This is a genomic window from Aphanothece microscopica RSMan92 (assembly GCF_046613545.2).
Lineage (GTDB): Bacteria > Cyanobacteriota > Cyanobacteriia > PCC-6307 > Cyanobiaceae > NIES-981.
Window position 1 is genome coordinate 1 of sequence record NZ_JBKKKY020000652.1, and the last position, 397, is coordinate 397.

The window sequence follows — 397 nt, forward strand, 5'->3', positions numbered from 1 at the left end:
TGCAGTCGACAAGCAGCATCGTTCCGGGCGACATCAGCTCGGGCGCGGGGTCGTAGGTCGGAAACCACCAGTGCAGCACACGGTCCGTCCGCAGCCCGAAATGCGCCGAGACGAGACGGTCGCCGACATAAAGCGTCGAGAACATTCCCCCGAAAGAGGGCGTGTCGGTGCGGCGGAGATCCTCGATCAGCGCGCGGGTCCAGGCGGTGGTCAGGAAACCGTCGAGACCGAGCTTGCGCAGCGCGGCGTCCTTCCACTGCACGAAGGTGTCCCACGCCGCCTCGGAGGGATCGTTGGCGACGAAGCGGATGGGGCCGATCTCGCGTTCGGTCTTGCGCCGCTTGCGCGCGAGCGCGGAGAATTCGCGCGACTGGGCCGAAACCTCGGACTTCCAGGC

At 67.0% G+C, this 397-nt stretch carries 1 protein-coding gene; it reads right to left on the reverse strand.

The window, feature by feature from the left end:
* On the reverse strand, positions 1 to 397 hold a 397-nt coding region (locus ACLD7X_RS19485), incomplete at both ends, for a GNAT family N-acetyltransferase (RefSeq protein WP_411425328.1).